Genomic DNA, 17,148 nt, shown 5'->3' with positions numbered 1-17,148 from the left:
GCAAAGACTAAACTGAGAAGGGGAAAACTTTTGAAAACCTAAACAAAAAGCAAAAATGTTATCTTTATGATTGCTATGGAAACAACAGACATCAAACAGGAATTGAGGACACTGATAGACAATGAAAATGATCTCAGGGTTTTGGAAGCGATAAGAACTTTGCTTGTTAAGACAGGTTTAGATCCAGTCCTTAAAGAAAAACTCACATCAAGAGCTTTAAAAGCTGAGGAGGATATTAAAGCTGGAAGGGTTTTTACAAGGGAGGAGATTGAAAAGAAGCTTAATAGTAAGTTGGGTTTATGAAAGTGATTTACACCGACCAATCTTATGAAAGGCTGGAAGAATCAATGAATTTTTTATTAGAGATTCAAGGAATACCCTTGGATAAAGTGAGGGAAATTGGAAGTAAATTGTTGGATAGGGCAGACAGCTTAGCAAATTCTCCACATATAGGCCAATATGAAGATTATCTGCATCATTTAGGTAAAGGTCATAGGAGATTGGTGGAAGGAGTGTTTAAGATTATTTATAGAATAGAGGGAGACTATATTTTCATTATTGATTTTTTTGATACTCGTCAAAATCCTGATAAAATGAAAGGATAATCCTTTCTCGTTTTTTCCCCAAAATCCCCAGCTAGGTGAAGTTTGACGAAGGTGCTAGGTGTAGATTGCATCTACCCCTTCTTATCTTTGAAATTTTTAATTCCAGTTTTAGAGAATTACTTTTAGTTATGGGATATGGACATCATACCAAGCTATCGGGATGGTTGGAATAAAAGGGTATAGTTACAAACTCAATCCCTCCGAAAATCTAAACTACACTGAGAAGGGGCATCTTGCTTTAGTATCAGGATAGAATGGATATCTCTTTCAAATTTAAGGGTACATTTGTTTTAGTTTAACTTACAGAGTCACTATGGTCAAATTTAATGCGCCGGAACTTCGGAAAGATTTCATAATTGTAGTTCGTCGAAGTGAATCAGAATTAGCTGCTACTGCAATTTCCTATCTTTTTAAGCCTGACAGTTATCTGCCGATTTTTGAATTTTCTGATGTAGATATCCCGGCTAATGCACATGTTCTTGAACCCGACATATTTTTAATACAACGACGGCGTGCAGAACATTTTTCGACATTTCTCAACAATGCAATAATTCAAAATGGTGGTTGTGATAATTTATTGTTGCTTGGGCTTACAAACAACCAACTCAGTTATCTGTATTTCTTAAAGCATTACAATATAATGCAGATAGATTCTGCGGATCAACTTGAATCCTATTTGGGTGGCTTCGCCTTTGATAAGCAAGCCACCCTTATATGTTCGGTAGAGCAATGTTATGAGGGCCTAAATATAGCCTTACAACAGAATAGTATATTGCGAATAAGTCCTCATAATGCAGCTTTACATGAGCAGAAAGAAGGCTTAAGGGGAATTGTTATTATTGAGCGCAAATCTACAGCTGAGACTACAATTGCCGTAAATTATGCAGCAAGCATCGGGGCAAAAGTAGTGATTGTTAATGAAATGGCTAAACATGAAAACGACCAAGTCCTGCAGTTGTTGGAAGATTGGGACGGCGGTGACCCAAAGGCATTACTTTATTTGCTAGACAAGATTAATATAAGAATTGGAGGGATTAATTTTGATCAATTTGAATTTGCAACCTTTTTTACAGATGGCCTCCCTTATTCGTTAAGTGTCAATTCTATTCCAGTTTGCTATGTGAATTTGGAATACCGCCCAGATTTTTTTATCCACAATGCTTTTAAATATGAGATCAACAAAAGATCAGGGTCAGCCGTAGTTTTTTCACCGGTTTTCTTTGACGATGAAGAAACCGAAAAAATCATCAACCTGCTTGAGTTTAAAAACTATTACATTCGAAAGCTTACTGACGAAGCTGCCACAACTTATAACCTCAAAAATTCAATTGAATGCTATCCTTTTGACCTTCTACATATTTGTAGTCACGGCGGAGAAGTTAGCGGAACACGTTGCGAAGTCCACTTTAGAGGAGCAGACGGAAAGGGCCATGAAGTAGAATTTGACTTTGTGTTTAGTATCGCTTTAACCCCTTATAAGGATTTGCATGCAGTTGAGAGACTTTATTATTTCAAAAAACTGGATGGTTTGACATGGCGCAGCCAAGAACTACGTGATAAAGGTTATTCCAATGAAGTTTATGCAGGTATAATTAATGAAATCAGTTCGGCGTTCGATAGAAAAAAAGTTATCAGAAAATATCCGGTACCGCAGGTGCCAAATGCAAATGCCATTAAATGCATTGACTTTAATTATTTGGCTAATTTCGATCAAATGGCAAGTGATAACCACCCACCTCTGATTTTTAACAATACCTGTTGGTCTTGGATGAACGTTTCTACGAGTTTTCTTACTGGCGGGGCACGTGGATATATCGGTTCGATCACCAAGGTATCAAATGATAAAGCTTTGCGCTTTGCCGAAACGTTTTATGATCAAGTGTTTGACTCTAATATTATAGAAGCTTTTCATACCGCTAATACTGCGGGGATTCAGGATGGTACCTTGCCAATATATATTTACTGGGGGCTACATTTCTCAACCTTAAACAATACCGAGACAATCCGAACCAATCACAAGTTCGTTTTTGAAGATCTGAATAAAAAATTGGCTATGTGGCGTTTTAAAAGAGATCATAGTGAAGGTTCTAAAGACTTGCTTGAAGGCCGAGTTATTAACACCTTTTGGCTAATAAATGATGTTTTTAAAGGGGGAATAGAGGGACATAGGCCCACAGGAAAACGCCAACCACGTAAATAGTATGTCGCCTTTGCCGTCCTGAATTTAATCTCGTTTTAATTTTGTTTGAATTCTCTTTCCCAATTCATCGCAATATTACCCTATTTTTTTCAAACTGATTGAAACTTGGGGATTTCATCAACTTGCAATTTGGGCTTTACTATTTCGATATAACTTTCCCCCAACTGGGTGAAAATTGACGAAGGCGCTTTGGTGTAGATTGCATCTACACCTCTCTATCCTTCGAATTTTCAATTCCAGTTTTCAAAAATCACTTTTGTTAATGGGAGATAGAAATCATCCCCGAACATTGGAATATCTCCTCCGAAAACCTGAACTACACCGCAAAGGGGAAAATTTTTCCAAATAAAGAAAAAAGGAGGACAATTGCCCTCCTTTTTTATTATCGTCTTTTTTCTCTAAATCATTTTTTCCAACTAGCCTTCCCACCCTTGGCAGAATCCACATTGATAGTATAATTGCCTCCTCCGGAAACAACCCAACGCACTTTGATTGCTCCCATTCCTAGGATATTGGCCACGGAGATTTTTTCTGGATTGACTGTTTGCTCGGTGAGTTTGTTGAAATCCTCATTTTCTACGACAAAACCAGCTACTACTTTGGCACCTGAGATACTGATATAGTCAGGTCTTTCGATTTTGTATTTTAGATCCTGACTGGAATGTGTTGGGATCAAACGCTCATTATAAATGGTAGCAGTGATTTCTTTCAAGCCACCGCCCAAATCTTTTTCCTGAACATCAGACACACTCAGCTTGGGAGTATGGTAGGCATGCAAAATGGTAAACGCTGAGTTTCTGTGTGCATCTTGTTCCATCAGGAAACCTGGGTGAAGTCTTCCGAAGTTTTTCTTGAACCCACCGACTTCAATTTTGCCATATTGGGGATGGTCGTATTCTTCCCAATTTACAAATGCATCACCAAAAGTAAGGTATTGGTCTACTTTCATTTGCTCGTCTTGGTTTCCTCTTCCTGCATTTTGATGGAAATACAGGTAGGAAGTCATCAGTTCATTGGAGTAGGTAAAAATCCCACGTCCTCCATAGAACCAATCCAATTGTCCACCGAACACAGAATAAAGATCTTTGTAAACCACCAAGTACTTGTATCCTGGCATAAATTCCTCACCTTTTTTGGCAATGGCATCATAGATGCGGATATCAGTTTGGTTGTAAGTTCCCAAATCTTCTTCAGCACCAGGACCTCTCAATATCATCCCACCATAGTTGTGGTAACTTTGGGCTCCGGCAATATTTGAATGTTTCATCACAAATTCTACCACTGCCCTGTTTTCAGGAACAGAGAAAGGGTACCTCAATGCACCTCTTTGTACATAATCCGGTTGCCAGTTCCAGCCCCAATCTCTATTTGGGTCATAGTATCCGATACCATCATCATTTACTACGCCATCTCCGTCTCTATCGATACCTTCATAACCTAACATTTCATATTCGCCTTTTTGATCTGCTGCCACAGGGATCAGCTTTCTAGGATCCATTTGATCTTTCACATACCTACCTGTAGGCGATTTTCTGATCATAAATGTGATGTGACCATCTCCATTAAGGTCGTCAAAAGGATCTTCACCCGCGATGCCATCTCCATCATTATCCAAAATCATCATTCCCGATCTTGGGGAGTTTTGGTTGTTGGCTTCTTTGATAAAATAATCATGCGCATCCGGGTTGATGGTAGGAGCGATGTAGAAGGTTTTGTCTGTCAGGAGTTCCGTGATAAAATCCAGTTCGCCATACATCTCGGAAAGATACCAAGCTGTATATAGCGTGAACTCTGTTCCCTGAATCTCATTAGAGTGAATGTTGCCATCAATCCACATGGCAGGTTTTTCCTCTGCTTTGCCAACTTTGAAATCGGTGACGGTAAGAACCCAAATATCATTTCCTTGGTATGATTTACCAATGCTTTCCAGTTTGACCAAGTTGGGATGTTTTTTGGCCATGTCCTTCATGATTTCCTCAAGGGCAAGGTTGGTATGGTACCTGTTCCAGGAAACCTGAACCTTAGGATTGTGCGGAGTACCCAATGCACGGAAATACCTGTCCTGTGCAACTTGAGCTTCTGTTTGCTGTATGCCTGCGAAGCTGATAGCTACTCCTAAGGCTGCTGTATATATCCAGTTTTTGATTTTCATTATTGTGTCGGTTTAGAGTTTCACATTGAGAGTTGCGATACCAGTATGGGCAGCACCTGCTTTGATATCCACAGCACCAGAACCTTTCACGATCCAGGTAAGGGTGGTCTTTTCATAGGCTCCCAAGGTATCGATCAACTTGATCTTGTCGCCCGAAATCAGGTCTTTTGCATCTTTGTTGATATCCACCCTGATTTTTCTCAACCAACGCGATTTCTCTCCCATATCAGAATGGGTCGGTAATGCTGAGTTATTGAATAAATCAACAGTAATTCTGGTCAGGCCATTGCCGAGTTTTTCTGTTTTCACATTGTGAAATTCCAGTTTTGGGCTCATAGCGGCCAGCTTCAATATGAAATCCGTATGCTCTTTGGCAATGTCATTCACCATCGCAAAAGGGGGATTGTACATGGCAAATGGCCTGATACCACCCACTTCCACTTTTTGGTTTGGAAAATCAGGGTGATTGACTGAGGTCCAAGGTACAAAAGCATTGTTTACCCCTTCTTGGGCTGCCCAAGCCAGGAAGTTTGCCTCGGCATTGCTTTCTGATTTTCCGTCTTCACCTTTAACTTCAGGTGCCCACCATCCCGGTGTACTGAAACTTAATCTTCCAAAATGGAAATAAGCCCACTGGAAAAAGTCGCCGTCCGTACCTTGATTGGTTTGATTGAAAGCTTTCTGTGTAACCGATTCATTGTACATGCCTGATACCATAATGTTGATGGCCACGTCTTTTTCCAACATGGAGGTAATAATTCTCTTCTTGGCATCTCCGGCATTGTATTTTAATGGAGCCGAAAGATTATTGGCCGGGCTGAAAGTCACAAAAGCAAAAATATTCCATTGCTCAAACAGGTAATCCAACAAAGCCCTGCTTTCAGCTTGCGAAACAGCATAGTCTCCTGCCAAAGGCGTGAAGATGGGGAATTTGTATGTTAAACTTTTATTGAATGCTATTCCTTCCACAAGGTCCTCTCCGAATTTGCCGTCTTTATCATTGTCACGGCTTTCAGGATAAAGTAAGTAGCTTCCTTTTTGGCCTTTTGCTACATCAGCTTTGACCATTACCCGCTCATCTTTTTCATGGGTTTTGTGATCGCCCATTGGACTTTCTACACGCATCATGGTGATGAGACCGTCTTTGTTGAGGTCTTCGTAACCATCTTCGCTTACCCTTCCGTCACGGTCATGGTCTATTTTAGCGGCATTTCCCCTTCTTTCATACTTTACTGCAGCATGGTATTGCTCATAGGCGTCAGGAGACATGTTTGGGAAAACATAAAATGTGTTATTGTCCAAAGCAGCTGAGTGGTCTTTTACCAAGCGTTCCGCAAATTGAACTGCGAGTTCTACAGAAAGAACATGAAAGCCTTCCGCTCCACCGACTACGGCAATGGCAGGCTTGTTGTCCATATCTCCTTTGCCGATTTTGAGGACCCAGATGTCTTTTCCACCTTCTGTTTTGGTGAGTGAACTGAGTTTGGCCGAACTCCCGCTTCCGGAAATGGCCTGTAGTCTCTGTGTGACCTGACTGAGCGTGGGATAATCGCCCTGTGCCAAGGTAGTCGCATGAACGGAAAATAGCATTCCGACCCCTGCAACCATGGATAGATACATTTTATTCATAAAGTATATTAGGTTTAGTTCTTATGAAAACAAAGGGCTTAAAAAGGCCCAATTGCCATGGCGATGTTACAAAAAATACGTGGTTAATTAAAAAGGCTTTAGCTATTCAGGAATCAAGGATTTTGAATGGCTTGAGGTAAGGATAAGTGGGAGTGATATCCTGCTGTTTAAAATCATTAGGATTAAAATTATTTGTAAGTTAATATTTTTGGTATTTTACACGCTGCCAATAAAAAATGCCATGTTCAATAAAATTGCTTTAGCTGTAGCTTTCTCACCCACATTGGAGGCTTTGATTTGTGAGTCCAAAAGACTCAAGGATATTTTCAATTCTGAACTGCTTTTGATTCATGTCGGGGAAAAAAGTCCTGAGCTTGAAAATATTTTGCAACAATTGCTGATCAAACATGGTCTAAAAGGTAATAAAATAAAAACGATCTGGGAAAAAGGGAATCCTGCCAAAAAAATTATTCAGACCTGCAAAGAAGAAAATGTTGATTTGTTGGTGGCAGGGGCTTTGAAAACGGAAGGGTTTTTCAAATACTATATAGGGACCATTGCCAGAAAAATAATCAGGAAATCTAATTGTTCAGTTTTGATGTTGGTTGATCCTTTGGAAAAACCTACACCCTTTGATAAAGTAGTTATTAATGGTACTCAGCAGGAACAGACGCATTTTGTGATCAGTAAGGGGCTTGAATGGTGTAAAATGGACCAGGCAAAACAAATTTATGTGGTCAACGAAATAAAAATGTATGGTTTTCAAATGGCCACTGCAGCGGAAGGTGGGGAAGAAGAGGTTTCTAATACCAGAAGAAAATTGGTCTCTGAAGAAGTGACTTATGTGGAAAATATCCTCAAAACCATAGATAAAGGGGATTTAAAAATCAATATAAAAATTACTTGCGGAAAATGGGCCGTCGAACTGGCCCGATTTGCAGTGGATTTCAAAGCAGATCTCCTGATTGTAGGGGATGAGGGCAAGCTTGGTTTCTTGGACAGGCTTTTTCCCCATGACCTCGAGGATATTTTAAATGATCTTCCCTGCAACTTATTGATTGTAAAAAAATAAAAGGACTACATGGAAAATTTAACACATCAAGATGTAGTCAATCTATTTCTGCAATTGGCAGCAATGTTATTGTTGGCCAGAGTTTTTGCAGAAATAGCCCAAAGATTCAGGCAACCTGCGGTGGTAGGGGAGCTTTTAGCCGGCATATTATTGGGACCCACCATTCTCGGGACTTTTATCCCTGATTTTCATGAATACCTCTTCATGTCCAATCCCAGTGCCAATCTTGCGTTGGATGGATTTGTACAAATCGCAGTGGTTTTGTTGCTTTTCATAGCTGGTTTGGAAGTGGAATTGCATTTGGTCTGGTCTCAAGGTAAATCTGCATTGAGTATCAGTTTGCTGGGATTGGTTGTACCTTTTGCATTAGGATTTGTATTTCCCTATTACTTTCCCAACTTCTTTGGCTTGGCAGACGGGGACAGGTTGTTGTTTTCATTGTTTATGGGTACTGCGATGTCCATTACAGCCTTGCCAGTGGTGGTTAGGATATTGATGGATATGAATCTTTTCAAAACCAAAATGGGTATGTTGATTGTAGCATCTGCAATGGTCAATGACATCATTGGCTGGTTGATATTTTCTGTGATTTTATCCTTTATGGGTAAAGGGAGTAACCTGTCCCTTTTTCAAACTATCGGTATTACACTTGTCTTTACTTTTTTCATGTTAACATTAGGTAAGGTTATAATTAATAGGGTATTGCCATGGGTTAATAAAAAATTAGCTTGGCCGGGAGGAGTATTGTCACTATCCATGGCATTCTGTTTCCTTTCAGCGGCATTTACAGAATGGCTTGGCATCCATGCGATTTTTGGTGCATTTCTTTTGGGTGTAGCATTGGGAGACTCAGAACATATGTCTGAACGTGCAAAAGAGATTGTGCATCAGTTTATCAATAATATCTTTGCCCCTTTGTTTTTTGTGTCCATCGGATTGAAAATCAACTTTTTCACCAATTTTGAATTGTTGCTTACTTTGGCGATTTTGGTGATATCCTTTGCTGGAAAAATTGTCGGAAGTGGATATGGTGCCTACAGGGGCGGTTTCAATATCAAAGAATCGCTGGCTGTTGGGTTTGGAATGAATGCACGGGGAGCTATGGAAATCATTCTGGGATTGATAGCCCTTGAAAATGGACTGATAGATGAAAAATTGTTTGTCGCGCTGGTTGTCATGGCAATAGTTACAAGTATGACGAGTGGGCCCCTAATGAAGTGGGCTTTGAAACCTGTGAAATTGGATTTGGCGGGTGTTGGTCCCAAAACTGATTTTCATGATAAAAGGCTATCGTCGGAGGAGAGTGATTGATTTGAGGGCAAATATTTATTAAATTCCCGTTAAATTTTAAATCATTCCCTTTTAAATTAACCTTAAACCTTTAAAAAAATTAAATAACAATCCTTTTTGGAGAGATTTTTGTATTTTTACACTTGTATCAAAAAGAGAGATTATGAATTATTCAAGCTTATTTTCAAAAGTATTTACATTATCAATTGTTTTATCGGCCTTAATGATAACAAGTGTTTTTGGTCAGCAAGCCTTCCCACCTCAAATGGAAATCAATGAAGATTTTACCGATAAAGAATTAAAAGAGTTCGTAAAAATCAATGTGGAATTGATTCCTATACAGGAAAAAGGGCAAGAGGATATGCTGAAAGCCATTGAAAAAGAAGGCTTGAAAGTAGAGAGGTTTCAAGAACTTGCCCAAGCACAACAAGCAGGGAAATTGACTGAAGTCTCAGGAGATCCTGAGGAAATAGCAAAATTCAGCCAAGCAGGACAAAAAGTTTTGGACACCCAACAGGAAGTCCAATTGAAAGTGCAGGAACAGATTGTGAAAAGTGAGCTTTCTGAAGAGAAATTTCAGGAGATTTATATGGCTTATAGTCAGAGCGAAAAAGTTAAGTCCAAAATCGATAAGATGATTGCAAAAGAGGTTGATTGATTTTAAGTCTATAAAATCGAGATGTTTTTTTAAATTTATTGGAAAGCAGGTTTTAAAAGAAGCCTGCTTTTTTTATTGCAGTAATCTAACCAAAGGGTGTAATTTTGGTTCTGATTAGAGAAAAAAAATCGTACTTATGCCCATTATGAGCAAAAACAAAGCAAGAATCGGAGTTTTATTGGTCAATCTAGGTACACCTGACAGCACAGCCACGGCCGATGTTAGGAAATATCTAAGAGAATTTTTGATGGATTGGAGAGTAATTGACTTTCCATTTATTCCAAGATGGATGTTGGTCAATTTGATCATTGCTCCATTCCGTGCTCCCAAGTCAGCCAAAGAATACCGTAAATTATGGACAGATAGGGGTTCTCCCTTGCTTTTTCATACTGAAGACTTACGGGATAAACTGATACAGAAATTAGATCCTGAGAAATATGTTGTTGCCATGGGAATGCGCTACCAGACACCTAGTATAGAAGAAGGATTAAAGAAACTCAATGAGGCCAATGTCAGAAAGATTATTGTCCTGCCATTATTTCCCCAATATGCATCTGCAACAAACGGTTCGGTAGTGGACAAAGTCATGGAACTGGCCAAGGAATGGCAGATTATTCCAAATATCACCTTTATCAACAATTTTGTAGAGCACCCCCTTTTCCTTGAGGCATGGACCGAATTGGGTAGGGAAATGATGGAAAAGGCAGACTATGATATGTTTTTGTTTTCCTATCACGGTCTGCCTGAAAGGCAGATCAGAAAAGGTTCTGTTGATGGTTACTGCCAACTGAGTGATAAGTGTTGTGGTAATTACACCAAGAAAAATCAATTCTGTTACAGAGGACAATGCTTTTATACCACTCGATTACTTGCCGAAAAACTCCAACTTCCAAATGACAAGGTGATGACCTGTTTTCAATCACGGTTGGGTAAAGATCCTTGGATTAAACCCTACACAGAAGATGTGATCAAAGAATTGGCTGAAAAAGGAGTAAAAAAAGTACTCGTTTTCTCACCGGCTTTTGTTGCTGATTGTCTAGAGACTACCGTGGAAGTGGGTGAAGAGTATAAAGAAGTATTTGAGGAATTGGGTGGTGAAAAATGGGATCTAGTACCGAGTCTGAATTCCGGTGATACATGGGTTTCCTGTGTCAAAGATTTGGTAGAGGAGAATTCGTAGAGGCTAGGAAGTTGGAGAGGTTGTCCATTGTGGCTGTTTTTAAGGGGTTTCTATTGGAAGATTTTAAAATTGAAAAATTGTAAAATTATCGCTCAGGTTAGGCTCCTCTTGGTTCTTGGCTCTAATTTCTTAACGCTAGCTTCTCGCTTCTAATCTCTCGCTTCTAATCTCTCGCCTCTTACTCTCATCTCTCAACCACGACCTTGAAAAATCTCCCACCCTCTTCCCAACCATTTTACCAAAAACCTTGGTTTCTGATTTTAGGGATATTATTGGTTTCTTTTAATCTAAGGCCTTCCATCACTGCGGTTGGTCCCTTAATCCCCCTGATAAGGGAAGATCTTGGGCTTTCCAATGGCTGGGCAGGATTTCTGACTACGCTGCCTCTTTTGACATTTGCAACATTTTCACTTTTCTCGGCCGCTATTGGAAAAAGATTGGGTAATTCAAAGGCCATTTTATTTGCGCTTATTTTGCTTTCAATTGGAACAATTGTAAGGGTTTTGGGAGGGTCATTTCTGCTTTTTATTGGCACAGGCTTGACAGGGATTGGAATTGTTGTCTGTAATGTCTTATTGATCCCATTTATCAAGAACAGGCTGCCCACCAAAATAGGATTAGTCACAGCGGCTTATACTACTGGAATGACAATGTTTGCAGCTATTGCATCGGGTGTTTCAGCTCCCTTGGCTTTAGATTTGAATTTGGGTTGGAGAGGGTCGTTGTTTTCTTGGATAGGACTCTTGCTGATTGGCATTCTGATTTGGTTTCCCCAAGTGAAAAACAATCCTGTTAGTAAAAACAAAACCGACAATCATATTAAAGTAAATGTATGGAAGTCAAGATTGGCTTGGAACATCAGCCTTTTTATGGGAGTGCAGTCTCTGTTGTTTTTCACTTTGATAGCATGGTTGCCGGATATGATGATATCGAGGGGGTTGTCAGCTGTGGAGGCAGGACTGCTTGTTTCTTTGATGCAGATTGTAGGGCTGAGTGGCTCCTTTTTTGCACCGATAATTGCAGTGAAATTTAAAGATCAGGTTGGGATCATTTGGGTATTGGGGTTGATGTATTTGGTTGGATTTTCAAGTTTGTTTTCAGAGACAATTATGATTAATTACATTGGATTGGGGATTGTAGGCTTGGGTCTTGGTTCAAGTGTTTCGATGGCTTATACATTGATCGGATTGAGGACAGGTCATGAAAAAACAACTGCATCACTTTCTGGTATGGTCCAATCTACAGGATATTATTTGGCAGCTTTGGGGCCTTTGCTTTTTGGGATCTCCTTTGATATCTTCCAAAACTGGGATTTTCTGATTTACCTGGCTTTAATTTGTTCCGTGATGTTCATTTACTTTGGGGTCAAATCCGGTGAATCCAAGATTATTTAGTCTTTCCTTTTAGTACCAATATTCATGTTTTTCCTGTTTCGATTGGTTGAAGCTGTTACCTTTGCAGGATAATTAACCCTTCCAGCCATGCAAGAATATTTTACCGCCTTAGGTATACCCAAAGAAGTATTTGACTATCTGATTATGCCATTGCTGATTTTTTGTGCAAGGGTGGTGGACGTGTCTATCAATACCCTCAGGATCATGTTTGTCCTTAATGGTAAAAAGAAGGTGGCTCCAATTCTTGGATTCTTTGAGGCCATGATTTGGTTGTTGGCCATAGGGCAGATTTTCCAAAATATCAATAACCCGATGTCCTATGTGGCTTATGCAGGTGGGTTTGCTATGGGGACATTTGTTGGAATGACGATCGAAGAAAAGTTGGCTTTGGGAAGGGTTTTGGTACGTGTCATCACGCCGGAACCTATGCCTGATTTGATTGAATATATGAAAGACAGAAATTATAGGTTTACAAGTGTAGGGGCTGAGGGAAGGTATGGAAAAGTCAACTTACTGTTTACAGTAATGAAAAGAGAAGATTTGCAGAAGTATATAGAAAAAGTAAGAACCCTGAATGATAAGGCATTTTATACCATTGAAAGTGTCAAAAGGATAAGTGAAGATGATCTTAACGTGATGGAAGACCGGCCAAGATTTACGACTAAGGTCTGGAGTAGGTTAAGGAAGTAGGTTATTATGATTGTTATTAGCATTTGGCTTACATGTTTATATAAATTGATATTTATGGATATTTGCCAGCCGAAGGCTGGTTTGATATTGGGATATTATCCACCGTTCCAAACTTTCCTGGAGATTAAACTTAAACGCTAAAGTCGGAGAATTATTTATGATGAGCAATTCAGAATAAAATATTGAGATTATTATTGATAAAGAATTAACATTTCATCAACTCATTTGATTTATTGATAATAAATAGATGCTTCTCTTGAAAAAACAACAAAAACATTTTTGCTTTTCGGGAAATTGTCCTTAAGATTGTTTCATCAAAAAAACAGACTATGTTTTTCACAGCCAATGACACCATTATTAAAAACTTCTTCAGCATCTTTGCTGTTGAAATCCGTGCCTTTGGTATGTCTAATACCACTTTTTTTTCTACCACCATTACGGGTTAATTCCCGTCTTCAACCCACATATAGACCCTTTACAATAAGGTCCGGATCGGATCGATGAAAAATATTATATATCCCAAAAAAAACCAATTTTTATGAAAATCTTAAAATTCGGAGGTTCATCAGTAGCCAATCAGGAAAATATCCAAAAGGTTTTCCAGATTTTGAAAAACCAATTTCAGCAAGAAGAAATTGCTGTCGTTTTTTCTGCATTGGGTGGTGTCACGGAAGTTTTACTTCAAAGTGCCCATAAAGCCAAAGAAGGTGATAAATCCTATGTTGAGGAAATCAAGGTTCTGGAAGACAGACACTATGATCTGGTCAGAAAAATGATTCCAATTCAACAACAGTCTACTGTATTAACTTACGTAAAGGTGCGTTTCAATGAATTGGAGGATTTATTTCATGGGATTTATTTGATCAAGGAATGCTCGCTTAAGAGCTTGGATTATGTGGGAAGCTTTGGAGAAAGACTTTCTGCTTTTATTCTTGCTGAGGCACTCAAAGTTGAGGGATTGCCGGCCCATTTTGTGGATGCGAGAGAGGTAATCCGAACAAACAATAGATATGGCAATGCCAAGGTGGATTTTCCTGTTACCAATGACCTGATCCAGGATTATTTCCATCAACACAAAGGACTCAAAGTCATCACAGGATTTATAGCTTCCACTGAAAAGGGGGAAACCACCACATTGGGAAGGAGCGGCTCTGATTATACAGCGGCCATTTTTGCCTCTGCGCTCAATGCTGAAAGCCTGGAGATTTGGACAGATGTCTCCGGAGTGATGACTTCCGATCCAAGATTGGTATATTCTGCATTTACCATTCCCCAACTCACCTACAGTGAGGCAATGGAATTGTCCCATTTTGGCGCTAAAGTTATTTTCCCGGCCACCATGCAACCGGCAATGCGGAAAGGAATACCTATATATATCAAAAACACCTTTGCACCCGAGCATCCCGGTACCTTGATCAACAATGATGCTCCTAGCGGAAAACTGATAAAAGGAATTTCTTCCATGTCAGGAATTTCTCTGCTGAATATTGAAGGAACTGGTTTGATTGAAGTGGTTGGATTAAGTAGAAGGATATTTGGAGCATTGGCAGATGCGGGTGTTAATGTGGTACTGATATCCCAGGCATCTTCAGAGCACAGTATTTGTGTAGCGATAAAGACCTTTGAAGTACCATTGGCCAAAGAAGCTATAGAAAAGGAGTTTATCTATGAAATAAAAAATTCCGAAATGGATCCTGTGGTGGTCGTTTCCAACATGGCAGTAGTAGCAGCTGTCGGTGAAAATATGAAACACAATCCCGGAGCAAGTGGAAGGATGTTCCAGGCTTTGGGACGAAACAATGTAAATGTCTATGCGATTGCCCAAGGCAGCTCGGAATTGAACATTTCGGTAGTGGTTTCCCAAGCTGATTTACAGAAAGCACTCAATGCACTTCACGAGGCTTTTTTCCTTTCAGAAAATAAAGTATTGCACGTATTTTTAGTAGGGGTTGGGTTGATCGGTAAGGCATTGATCAAAATGATCGCCCTGCAAAGGAAAAAATTGCAAAAAGAAAATGACCTCGATATCCAAATCCATGGAATTGCAAATTCAAGGTTTATGGCATTCCATGAAGATGGATTTGACCTGCACAATTGTCCGGCACCTGAAGATGCCGATGGAGCAAAACCAATGGATCTTAAGAAATTTATTTCCAAAATGGATGAAATGAATTTTTCGAATACCGTTTTTGTGGATTGTACGGCAAGTCAGGAATTGGCGGAAATTTATGAGCATGTCCTTGAAGCCAAAATTGCCATAGTAACCCCAAACAAAAAGGCTAACTCCAGTTCCCTTGAAAATTATAAGGCATTGAAAAAACTGGCGTATAAGCGAGGAGTAAAGTTCCTATATGAAACGAATGTGGCTGCAGGACTTCCGGTCATTAGTACCCTGCAGGATTTGATGCTCAGTGGAGATAAGGTCCTAAAGATTGAAGCAGTACTGAGTGGATCCATGAATTATATTTTTAGTGAATTGGAAAAAGGAGCCCCGTTCAGTGAAGTGGTCAGGATAGCCAAAGAAAAGGGTTACACAGAACCTGACCCAAGGGACGATCTAAGTGGGATGGATGTTGGAAGGAAAATTTTGATTTTGGGAAGGGAAGCTGAACAGGACCTTCATTTTGATGATATCTCTATCCAAAGCATGGTACCTGAGGATTGCTTGGATATAGAAAATGTGGATGAATTTATTGAAAAACTGAAGACACATGATAAAGAATTTGCAGGTCTTTTGGAAGAAGCCAAAGCCAAAGGAGAGAAACTCAGATTTATGGCAACGCTGGAAAACGGAAAAGCCAAGGTGGGTCTAAACTCCCTAGATAGCAGCCACCCTTTTTATACCTTAAAAGGTTCTGATAACATGATCTTGTTTACCACCGAGCGTTATCATGATTATCCAATGATCATCCGTGGTCCTGGTGCCGGGGCAGATGTGACTGCAGCAGGTGTTTTTGCTGATGTGATACGAATTGGTAATATTTCCAGATAATGTCACGATCAATAACAGCCTTTGCACCCGCTACTGTAGCCAATGTTTCATGTGGCTTTGATATCCTCGGATTTGCCATTGATGGCTTGGGGGACAAAGTCACCGTTTCCTTCAATGAACGAAAGAAACTTTGTGTAACCGGTATTACAGGTGATGGAGGAAAGCTGCCCATGGAAGTGGAAAAAAACACTTGTTCGGTAGCTATTCAGGCTTTATTGGATCAATTGATGAGCTCACAAGGGATAGATATTTATTTGGAAAAAGGGTTGGCGTTGGGTTCCGGGATGGGTTCATCGGCAGCAAGTGCAGCGGCTGCTTTGATAGCAACCAATATCCTGTTGGGTGAACCATTTACAAAAGAGGAATTGGTTCCATTTGCCATGGAGGCAGAGAGGATTGCCTGTGGATCTGCACATGCAGATAATGTGGCTCCCTCAATTTTGGGCGGCTTTGTGCTGATAAGAGGCTATGAACCTTTGGATATTGTCAAATTACCTGTTCCAAAAGGGATCTATTGTACCTTGGTACATCCGCATATTGAACTGAGAACATCTGATTCCAGAAGTGTATTGAGAAAACAGATTTCCTTAAAAGAGTCAACTGTCCAATCCGGAAATATCGCAGGATTTATTGCCGGCCTATATACCAGTGATTTTGGCTTGATCAGCAGGTCTTTGAAAGATGTCATTGCAGAACCTTCACGGGCATTGTTGATACCGGGCTTCTATGAATTGAGGAATGCCATCAAATCCATAGGGGCTTTAGGCTCAGGGATATCAGGTTCCGGTCCTACCATATTCGTCCTGTCCCCAAATGGAGAAATAGCCCTTGAAGCCGGAGAAAAAGCCAAAGAAGTCTTCCACACCATCGGACTGGGTGCAGATGTATATGTGTCAGAGGTGAATAATAGGGGGGCGTTTGTTTTGGAGTAGATGTGAGAAGTGAGAAGTGAGATTTGAGATTTGAGACACAAGAATTGAGAGGCGAGAAGCGAGAAACGAGAGGCGAGATTTTAGAGCCAAGAGCTAAGAGCCAACAAGAACCAAAGCTTACCCGGAGTATACCAATGACTTAAATCGTAGCCGCCGTCATGCTGACGTAGGAAGGGTCTCACAAGGTTCAGGAAAAGGATGATTTTGACCAAAAGGGTTAAATAATTCTCCAGTAATTCAACCGTCTAATTGTACCGCTGGAGATACCTAGTGCCTACCAATGACAGATTTATAAATTGCCCCTCGGCAAGCTCGGGGAACGGATGATTTGATTAATTAAGGTGGGGTGTTGGG

At 40.0% G+C, this 17,148-nt stretch carries 13 protein-coding genes; 11 read left to right on the top strand and 2 right to left on the bottom strand.

What is annotated here, in order from left to right; genetic code table 11:
- Window positions 1–66: 66 nt before the first annotated feature.
- From ACEW8U_RS03560 to ACEW8U_RS03550, 3 genes are all read left to right on the top strand, one after another.
- Window positions 67–303 carry a hypothetical protein gene (locus ACEW8U_RS03560; protein ID WP_373520657.1) on the top strand — a complete coding sequence of 79 codons (237 nt, stop codon included), beginning with the start codon at window positions 67–69 and terminating at the stop codon, window positions 301–303.
- Window positions 300–605, top strand: a complete 306-nt coding sequence (locus tag ACEW8U_RS03555; RefSeq protein WP_373520656.1) for a type II toxin-antitoxin system RelE/ParE family toxin — start codon at window positions 300–302, stop codon at window positions 603–605. The genes ACEW8U_RS03560 and ACEW8U_RS03555 overlap by 4 nt, the downstream gene beginning before the upstream one ends.
- 313 nt (window positions 606–918) lie before the next feature.
- Window positions 919–2,805 (top strand): hypothetical protein, encoded by a 1,887-nt coding sequence (locus ACEW8U_RS03550; RefSeq protein ID WP_373520655.1) that lies wholly within the window; start codon window positions 919–921, stop codon window positions 2,803–2,805.
- Between the two features lie 403 nt (window positions 2,806–3,208).
- On the opposite strand, the gene ACEW8U_RS03545 is transcribed toward ACEW8U_RS03550, so the two are convergent.
- Both ACEW8U_RS03545 and ACEW8U_RS03540 read right to left on the bottom strand, forming a co-directional pair.
- Entirely contained in the window at window positions 3,209–4,957 is a 1,749-nt protein-coding gene (locus ACEW8U_RS03545) for a M14 family metallopeptidase (protein WP_373520654.1), read from the bottom strand.
- A gap of 12 nt (window positions 4,958–4,969) precedes the next feature.
- A complete protein-coding gene (locus ACEW8U_RS03540) occupies window positions 4,970–6,586 on the bottom strand; it encodes a M14 family metallopeptidase (protein WP_373520653.1) in 1,617 nt (538 codons plus the stop codon).
- 241 nt (window positions 6,587–6,827) lie between these two features.
- Between ACEW8U_RS03540 and ACEW8U_RS03535 the strand changes: the two genes are divergently transcribed.
- From ACEW8U_RS03535 to ACEW8U_RS03500, 8 genes are all read left to right on the top strand, one after another.
- Entirely contained in the window at window positions 6,828–7,658 is an 831-nt protein-coding gene (locus tag ACEW8U_RS03535) for a universal stress protein (protein WP_373520652.1), read from the top strand.
- Window positions 7,659–7,667: 9 nt separating this feature from the next.
- On the top strand, window positions 7,668–8,969 hold the full coding sequence (locus ACEW8U_RS03530; protein ID WP_373520651.1) for a cation:proton antiporter: 1,302 nt from the start codon (window positions 7,668–7,670) through the stop codon (window positions 8,967–8,969).
- Between the two features lie 142 nt (window positions 8,970–9,111).
- A complete protein-coding gene (locus tag ACEW8U_RS03525) occupies window positions 9,112–9,606 on the top strand; it encodes a DUF4168 domain-containing protein (protein WP_373520650.1) in 495 nt (164 codons plus the stop codon).
- A gap of 145 nt (window positions 9,607–9,751) precedes the next feature.
- Complete coding sequence (gene hemH / locus ACEW8U_RS03520) at window positions 9,752–10,786, top strand: ferrochelatase (protein WP_373520649.1); 1,035 nt, start codon at window positions 9,752–9,754, stop codon at window positions 10,784–10,786.
- A gap of 203 nt (window positions 10,787–10,989) precedes the next feature.
- Window positions 10,990–12,180 (top strand): CynX/NimT family MFS transporter, encoded by a 1,191-nt coding sequence (locus ACEW8U_RS03515; protein ID WP_373520648.1) that lies wholly within the window; start codon window positions 10,990–10,992, stop codon window positions 12,178–12,180.
- A gap of 87 nt (window positions 12,181–12,267) precedes the next feature.
- Complete coding sequence (locus ACEW8U_RS03510; RefSeq protein WP_373520647.1) at window positions 12,268–12,870, top strand: DUF2179 domain-containing protein; 603 nt, start codon at window positions 12,268–12,270, stop codon at window positions 12,868–12,870.
- Between the two features lie 538 nt (window positions 12,871–13,408).
- Window positions 13,409–15,862, top strand: a complete 2,454-nt coding sequence (gene thrA / locus ACEW8U_RS03505; protein ID WP_373520646.1) for a bifunctional aspartate kinase/homoserine dehydrogenase I — start codon at window positions 13,409–13,411, stop codon at window positions 15,860–15,862.
- Entirely contained in the window at window positions 15,862–16,794 is a 933-nt protein-coding gene (locus ACEW8U_RS03500) for a homoserine kinase (RefSeq protein WP_373520645.1), read from the top strand. Before thrA ends, ACEW8U_RS03500 begins: the two co-directional genes overlap by 1 nt.
- Window positions 16,795–17,148: the final 354 nt, after the last annotated feature.

It is taken from the genome of Aquiflexum sp., from assembly GCF_041751335.1.
Classification (GTDB): domain Bacteria; phylum Bacteroidota; class Bacteroidia; order Cytophagales; family Cyclobacteriaceae; genus Aquiflexum.
The sequence above is the reverse complement of the archived record's forward strand: the minus strand, read 5'-3'. Positions and strand labels throughout refer to the sequence as shown.